The following is a 7,672-nucleotide window of genomic DNA, read 5'->3' on the forward strand; positions in this document are numbered from 1 at the left end:
CGGCGCTTATAGGGCAGGTGAACCTATTTCTTGAACGGGAAACCGAAGGCGTCCAGAAGGGCCTTGGCCTCCTCATCGGTGTTGGCGGTGGTCACGAAAGTGATGTCCATACCACGCTGGTGATCGACGGAGTCAAAGTCGATCTCGGGGAAGATGAGCTGCTCGGTGACGCCCATGGAGAAGTTACCACGGCCGTCGAAGCTCTTGGCGGAGATACCGCGGAAGTCGCGGATACGAGGAATCGCGACGGAGGTCAGACGATCGAAGAACTCCCACATACGGTCGCCACGCAGGGTAACCTTGCAGCCGATCGGCATACCGGCGCGCAGGCGGAAGGTAGCGATGGACTTGCGGGCGCGGGTGATCATCGGCTGCTGACCGGTGATGGCGCGCAGGTCGCGCACGGCACCGTCGATGGCCTTGGAATCGGTAGCGGCCTCGCCGACACCCATGTTCACGACGATCTTCTCAAACTTGGGGATCATCATGACGTTCTCGTACTGGAACTTGTCCTGAAGCTGCTGCTTGACCTCGTTGTTGTACTTGGTCTTCAGACGCGGCACATACTTCTCTTCTGCCATTGTTCACTCCTTCTTGGGGTTTTAAGCACGGGGCGTGGCCACGATGGGTTGTCCTCGTGCCTCCTGGCTGCATCCGCGCCGCTCATGGCATTTTGCGGTTTGGACTCGACGCAGCAGGAGCCGACAAAACAATCGGTACTATACGCGCATCGTGAGCGTATTTCCAGAAAAACCTCGTCTGCCTGCACAACTCCACAACTCCCCCGCACAAATGGGTCCCAACAAGCAGTTGCGGTGAAATAGGGACTGTTGGGCGGCCTAACAGGCTTAAACAATCCGTATTTCACCGCAACTTATTGGTGGGGATGCGATTAGCGCTTGCGGGGGACGAGCTTGGTGCGGCGCAGGTGGATCATCTCGGCGGCGATGGAGATGGCGATCTCCTCGGGGTCCTCGGCCTCGATGGCAACGCCGATCGGAAGGTGCAGCTCGCCGATCTGGTCCTGCGTAAAGCCTTCCTGCTCCAGGCGGGCACGCACAAAGGCCGTCTTGCGGCGCGAGCCCAGACAGCCCAGGTAGGCAGGCTTGGCGCGCATGGCCTGAATCACCACGTCGATATCGGACTTGTGACCCGCCGTGGCGACGACCACCAGGTCGCGCGGGCCGATGGGGCACAGCTCGCTCAGGTTCTTGTAATCGACCAAGCGACGATCGTAGACACCGGGCACCCAATCGGGGGTCAGCGTGCCGGGGCGGTCGTCGCACGCCACGACGGCAAAGCCCGCCGCCGTGAGCACCCGCGCCGTCGCGGCGCCCACGTGGCCGCAGCCAAAGATATAGGTCAGGCCCTCGGGGCAGAGCGTCTCGATGTGCGCCGCGGGAATCTCGGAGGCGGCGTTGGTGTAGGTGACCTTACTCCCCTCCTCCACCAGCGAAAGCTCGGGGCAGCCGGCAATGGTATGGCGCGATGCCTCGCCATGGTACTCGACCACATCGCCCTCGAGCGCGCTCGCGATAAACGGCTCAAAGTCGATGACGAAGTCGCCGATGCGCCGATAGACCAAGACGTCGGCAATTTCCTGGAACAACGGTGCCTGGGTCGCATCCAGATGCAGATAGCACAGGCAAATGGCTCCGCCGCAGATCATGCCGGTATCGGAGTTCTCGCCGCCCATGGTGTAGCGGACCAGACGCGACTGTCCCGCGCTCAGGAGTTCGCGCGCCTCATCCAGCGCAAAGAGCTCAATCTTGCCGCCGCCGATAGTGCCCGCCTGGCTGCCATCGGCAAAGACGGCCATCCATGCGCCCACACCGCGCGGTGACGACCCCGCCGTGCCGGCCACGACCGCCAGCTCGCACGTCTCGCCAGCACGCAGGGCGGCAAGCGCCGCATTCACAACATCGAGCTTTTCCATTGCCGCCTTCTATCCTCTAAAGATATCGGTGAGCATAGCGAGTGCCTCGAGCACGCCGCCGCCGACCGACGTCGCCTTGTCCGAAATGTAGTTGATATAGCTGGCATCGCCGCGCGGATCGACATCGGCGCATTTAAAGCCCTCGGTCACCTGCACGCCGTTCGCCAAAAGCCCGCGCAGACAGCCATCGATCTGCGTGCACATGGGCGAATCGCCCGCGTAGCCAATCACGTCTCCGGCGCTCACGATGTCGCCGATCGCGCGGTCGGACCGAAACACGCCGGCGGCGGGGCTGTGGATAACGCGCTCTCTTCCATAGCCAGCGATAATGCCCGGCACGCCCGTGTTGGGTTGGGGCGAACCCTGGGTAATGACACGGCCCAGGAAATGCCCGCGCATGGTTTCGACCACGGCGTCGCAGTCAACCGGCGCGGTAAAGCCCGGCCCCACGGCGATGACGGCAGGCGCCATGTCGCGCGTGGTACCCAGGTTGCGCTTAGCCAGAATCGCGTCGACCACGGCAGCGGGTTTCAGCTCGCCGAGCATCTTGGCCTGGGGGTCCACCACAACGGCGACGTCTCCAGCCTCGGTAATTGCAAGCGCCTCTGCCGGCGTCTGTGCCAAGCGAGCGCGAATGCCCTCGACCTCGACCTCGCCCAAGCGAATAGCCTCGCAAAAACTGATTGTGCGGCGGATGCACGTGGGAACCGCGATATCGGCCATAACGACCGACACGCCGGCGCGCACCAAGCGAGCGGCGACGCCCGTGGCGATATCGCCGGCGCCGCGAACATAAACGAGCATTCCCGGGACACCTCCCTGTGCTACGGTTTGAGCAGAGCAAATGCGGTTCGACCGCTACTCTGATGATTATTTATTATCACAGTATTATACGGCGGTGAACAGATGGAAACGACGAGCGGAAACCTTGCCTCCGCGCTCAAGATCGAGCCGGGCATTACCGCAATTATCGGCAGTGGAGGCAAGTCGACCTTGCTGAAGACGCTCGGCCTTGAGCTTATGCGCGCTGGCGGCAGGGTGCTTCTCTGTACCGCCACGCGCATGTTCCCCGTCGCCGGCGTGCCGTGGGACGGGTCGAGCCGTCGCCTGGACGCCGCGCCTTGGAAGCCGGGGGGCCTGCATGTTCCCGGCTGCACCTGCGAGGCATGCGCTGGCATGAGCCACGGAAGCATCTGCCAGGCGGGCGTTTTGGACCCGGAGACAGGCAAGCTCTCTGCCCCCGCCGAGCCGCTCAACGAGCTGGCACAGCGCTTTGACTACGTCCTGGCCGAGGCAGATGGCAGCAAGCGACTCCCGCTCAAGGCGCACGCCGCCTGGGAGCCGGTAATTCCCTCTGGCACGGCCAACATCGTCTGGATCGTCGGCGCCTCGGGGCTGGGCAAGCCCGTCGCCGAGGTTGTCCACCGCCCCGAGCTCTTCTGCGAGCGCTGCGGCTGCGAGCCCACCGACATCGCCACACCCGAGCGCGTCGCCCAGGTGCTCAATGCCGAGATGCAGGCGCTGGGACTCAGCACCGCACGCGTCATGCTCAACCAAGTCGACACGCTCAGCGACCCCACGATGGCCGACCGCTTCGAGGCAGCCCTCGGCCGCCCCATCGTCACCAGCAGCCTCCAGAGTAGCTAAAAGAGCCCCGTCCCAAATTAGCTACCCCGGCACTCCCCCCGTTAGCGGGACACGTAGCGGCCGGGTTGGGCTCCGGTGGGCTCGCCGTTGCGCGCCACCAGCACGCCGTTCACAAACACAGCCTTGGCGCGACCATGCGCCTTAAAGCCCTCGAGCGGCGTGTAGTCCACGGCCTGATGCTGCGTCGCCGCGCTAATGGTCCAGCGCGCCTTTGGATCCCACACGCACACGTCGGCATCGGCACCCTCGGCAAGACAGCCCTTGCGCGGATACATGCCAAAGACGCGCGCCGGGTTCTCACTCATCAAGCGGCACAAATCCTCGGGGCCCAGCTGTCCCTCAAAGCTCGTAGCGATCGCGACGGGGCGATGCTCCACACCGGGCCCGCCGTTGGGAATCGCGCGGAAATCGTCGCGCCCGCGGTCCTTTTGCCCGTGCAGGTTAAAGCTGCAGTGGTCGGTTGCAATCGTATCGATCTCGCCGGCCACAAGCGCCTCGCGCAACGCGGCACGGTCACCGGCATGGCGCAGCGGCGGGCTCATCACGTACTTGGCGCCCGCAAAGCCGTCCTCGCCCTGCTCCAGATAGCAGGTGTCGTCGAGTATCAGATACTGAGGGCATGTCTCGACATAGATGTTCTTCTGCCCGCGCGCTTTGGCAGCGCGAATGGCCTCGAGCCCCAGCTTGGTCGAAAGGTGCACCACGTTGACCGGGGCGTCGCCGGCCAAGTGCGCCAGATACAGCAGGCGGCTCACGGCCTCACCCTCGCACGCGTCCGGACGGCTGAGCGCATGCCCCTCGGGCCCATGAATCCCCTGCTCGTACACGCGCTTCTGCAGCTCATTCACCAGCGTACCGTTCTCGCAATGCACGCACAGTATGCCGCCAATACGCTTGAGCTCCTCGAGCACCTCGAGCGTCTCGGCATCGTCCAGGCGCAAATGATCGTAGGCAAAGTAGGTCTTAAACGACGATACGCCCGCCTCGCGCATAGCCGAAAGATCGGCGCGGTTGCGCTCATTCCACTCGGCGAGTGCCATATGAAAGGCGTAGTTGGCCGTGCAGGTTCCGTCGGCACGGCGATGCCACTCGGCAAGGGCGTCGGGCATGGTCACGCCGCGATCGGCCGTCGCGTAGTCCACGATGGTCGTCGTACCGCCGCAGGCAGCCGCACGCGTGCCGGTTTCAAAGCTATCGGCTGTCCAATCCATGCCAGTCCAGCACTGCATGTGCGTATGGCCGTCGATAAAGCCGGGGAACACCCAACAGCCCACGGCATCCTCGACGGTATCGCCCTCGGCCGGCTCAATCGCCGCGGCAATCCGCACAATCTTGTCGCCCTCCATGGCAAGATCGGCGCGGCGAAGCCCCTGGGGCGTCACGAGCGCGCCGTTTTTGATGATGATCATGTTGCTCCTTATTGATTAATACAGTTGGCCACGCGATCAAAATACGAGCAGGCGGCAATATGCTCCGTTATGCGTCGCTGTCCCTTGACGGTATCGACGTCCCACAGCTCGTAGGCACGCGCCTCGACCAGCACCACGTCGGTGCGACCTTTGAGAATCGAGCCCCCGCCGTCCTTGCCCTCAAGACACATAAGTGCATCGAACAGTTCCGCCGGAAAGAGCACCGGGCTCGAAGGCTCACCGTTACACGCAAGACGCACCGGATGTTTGCGGCCACGCTCGTCAAATGCACGAACCATAGCCTCAAAAGAATCCGAACTCACGAGCGGCTGGTCGCCCGGTAAAAAGAGGCAACCTTTCCAGTTGCGTTCGACTCCCCACGAAAGGCCCGCACGGACGCTTTCGCTGCGCAGCTCGCCATCGTGCAGCACGCACGGGCAATGCTTGTCCTCGCAAATCTGGGCGACCTCGGGCCAACGCGTCGAAACCACAACGTCAAAGCCCCGGGGAACCGAATCGATGGTCCGGGCAATCAGCGGCTCGCCATAGATATCGGCGAGCATCTTGTTGGAGCCAAACCGCTTGCCCTCGCCCGAAGCCATAATGACGCATCCAAGTTTCATGGTGATACCTCCCCTGAAACCATCGTACCCATAACTCGCGCCGCGGGCATCCACATCGAAAGCGCTTATCCCGCACGCCCGCGATGCAAAATAGGGGCACCCCGCCAGTTGGCAGAGCGCCCCCTTTACATGGCTTACCTCAGCCCGGCTTTAGGCCTGGAGCCAACGGGCGGTGTTGCGCTCGTCGAGGGCCTTGAGGGTAGCGGCGGGATCGGCAACCTTCTGCAGGAACATCATGGCAGCGATGGCGTACGGCTTGTAGCTGGCCTCCTTGTACATGCCCACGCGGTGCATGTCGAAGACGTCGGCGTTAACCTCGCCGTGTTCGCAGGAGACACCGGAGATGTCGGCGGGCAGCGGGTGCATAAAGATGGTGTCCTGGCCGTTGGCAGTCTTCTCCATGAGCTCGGTCGTGGAGCACCAGTCCTGATGGGTGGCGTTCTGGGCGAGCAGCTCCTTCTCGAGCGCTGCGATGCCGGCGTCGTCGCCCTCGGCGTACAGGTTGGTACGCTTCTCCATGGCGGCAAACGGAGCCCAGCTCTTGGGGATCACGATGTCGGCGCCCTCGAAGGCCTCGGCCATGGTGTTGACCTGCTTAAAGGTGGTGCCGGACTCGGCGGCATAGCCCTTGGCGCGCTCGACGACCTCGGGCATGAGGTCGTAGCCCTCGGGGTGGGCCAGGGTGACATCCATGCCAAAGCGGGGCAGCAGGCTGATCAGCGACTGCGGGCAGGACAGCGGCTTGCCGTAAGAGGGCGAATAAGCCCAGGTGACGGCAACCTTCTTGCCCTTGAGGTTCTCAAGGCCGCCAAACTCGTTGATGAGGTAGAGCATGTCGGCAGAGGACTGCGTGGGGTGGTCGGAATCGGACTGCAGGGAGATGAGCGTGGGACGGTGATCCAGAACGCCGTCCTCGTAAGCCTGCTGCACGGACTCGGAGACCTCGGCCATGTAGGCGTCGCCCTTGCCGATGTACATGTCGTCGCGGATGCCGATGACGTCGGCCATGAAGGAGATCATGGTAGCGGTCTCGCGGACGGTCTCGCCGTGAGCGATCTGGGACTTCTTCTCGTCCAGGTCCTGCAGCTCAAGGCCGAGCAGGTTGGCGGCCTTAGAGAAGGAGAAACGCGTACGGGTGGAGTTGTCGCGGAACAGGGAGACGGCCAGACCCGAGTCGAAGATCTTGGACGAGACGTTGTTCTCGCGCAGCTCGCGCAGGGCGTCGGCGATGATGTAGAGAGCCTTGAGCTCATCGGTGGTCTTGTCCCAGGTGTGCAGGAAGTCGCTGCCGTACATACCCTTAAAATCGAGGCCGTTCAGCTGCTCGACGAGCTCGGTAAACTTAGCGTCCATGGAAATGTCCTTTCTAAAGATGAAACGATCGCAGTGAGTAGATGTGCTCCGGCATGCGCGTGTGGCTAGAACATGCAGAGCACCATGACGAGGACCCGCCACCGTTGAGGAAGCATGGGAGATAACGACCGCGGGCCCCAAGTCAACAGGAGGCGCCGGGGGCATAAACTGTCCCCGGCTCAACAAAATCGAGGAATGGGACTAGTCGATCTTGTTGTTGGTCAGACCGGCGCGGAACACGGTGGCGTCGCCATCGGCCTGGCTCGGATCGTAGAGGTTCAGGGCAGCCACATACATGGCGGCAGCGGTGACCAGGTCGTCCTTGTAGGTGACCTCGTTGGGAGCATGAGCCTGAGACTCGGCACCCGGGCCAAAGCCCACGCAGGGGATGCCGTAGCGGCCCTGGATGGAAACGCAGTTCGTGGAGAAGGTCCACTTGTCGCACAGCGGGCGACCGGTGCGCTTGTCCATGCTGGGCTCGCAGCCGATGCGCTCGTCACCGAACATGGCCTTGTGGGCGTCGACGAGGGCCTTGACGTGCGGAGCGGTCTCCTTGTTGATCCACGTGGGGAAGTAAGCCTCGGTCTCGTAGACCTCGCCGGTCCAGGACGGACGGTCGTACATGTACATGGAGACCTTCACGTCGTCGCCGTACTTCTTGGCGGCCGGCAGGTTGCGGATCTCGTCCAGGCAGGACTCCCAGG

General features: G+C 63.0%; 7 protein-coding genes and 1 pseudogene. 1 reads left to right on the forward strand and 7 read right to left on the reverse strand.

Annotated features, from left to right (window positions below; genetic code table 11):
• Positions 1-23 precede the first annotated feature (23 nt).
• From rplE to yqeB, 3 genes are all read right to left on the reverse strand, one after another.
• A complete protein-coding gene (rplE, locus tag AB5Z25_RS09315; protein WP_006235260.1) occupies positions 24-581 on the reverse strand; it encodes a 50S ribosomal protein L5 in 558 nt (185 codons plus the stop codon).
• 311 nt (positions 582-892) lie between these two features.
• Positions 893-1,936, reverse strand: a complete 1,044-nt coding sequence (locus AB5Z25_RS09320; protein WP_368135381.1) for an XdhC family protein — start codon at positions 1,934-1,936, stop codon at positions 893-895.
• Positions 1,937-1,945: 9 nt separating this feature from the next.
• Positions 1,946-2,740 carry a selenium-dependent molybdenum cofactor biosynthesis protein YqeB gene (gene yqeB, locus AB5Z25_RS09325; protein WP_368135383.1) on the reverse strand — a complete coding sequence of 265 codons (795 nt, stop codon included), beginning with the start codon at positions 2,738-2,740 and terminating at the stop codon, positions 1,946-1,948.
• Positions 2,741-2,842: 102 nt separating this feature from the next.
• On the opposite strand from yqeB, the gene yqeC reads away from it, so the two are divergent.
• Positions 2,843-3,583 carry a selenium cofactor biosynthesis protein YqeC gene (gene yqeC, locus AB5Z25_RS09330; protein WP_368135384.1) on the forward strand — a complete coding sequence of 247 codons (741 nt, stop codon included), beginning with the start codon at positions 2,843-2,845 and terminating at the stop codon, positions 3,581-3,583.
• 41 nt (positions 3,584-3,624) lie between these two features.
• On the opposite strand, the gene hydA is transcribed toward yqeC, so the two are convergent.
• From hydA to AB5Z25_RS09350, 4 genes and pseudogenes are all read right to left on the reverse strand, one after another.
• The gene (gene hydA / locus AB5Z25_RS09335; protein ID WP_368135385.1) at positions 3,625-4,992 is read right to left on the reverse strand and encodes a dihydropyrimidinase; all 1,368 of its coding nucleotides are present in this window, start codon (positions 4,990-4,992) and stop codon (positions 3,625-3,627) included.
• An 8-nt stretch (positions 4,993-5,000) separates the two neighbouring features.
• Positions 5,001-5,615 carry a nucleotidyltransferase family protein gene (locus tag AB5Z25_RS09340; RefSeq protein ID WP_195503610.1) on the reverse strand — a complete coding sequence of 205 codons (615 nt, stop codon included), beginning with the start codon at positions 5,613-5,615 and terminating at the stop codon, positions 5,001-5,003.
• Between the two features lie 150 nt (positions 5,616-5,765).
• Positions 5,766-6,968: a knotted carbamoyltransferase YgeW gene (ygeW, locus tag AB5Z25_RS09345; protein WP_349074861.1), complete on the reverse strand. Its 1,203-nt coding sequence runs from the start codon at positions 6,966-6,968 to the stop codon at positions 5,766-5,768.
• Between the two features lie 201 nt (positions 6,969-7,169).
• Positions 7,170-7,672: pseudogene (locus AB5Z25_RS09350) on the reverse strand (YgeY family selenium metabolism-linked hydrolase); the annotation flags it as partial.

Source organism: Collinsella aerofaciens (assembly GCF_040910325.1).
Lineage (GTDB): Bacteria > Actinomycetota > Coriobacteriia > Coriobacteriales > Coriobacteriaceae > Collinsella > Collinsella aerofaciens_BL.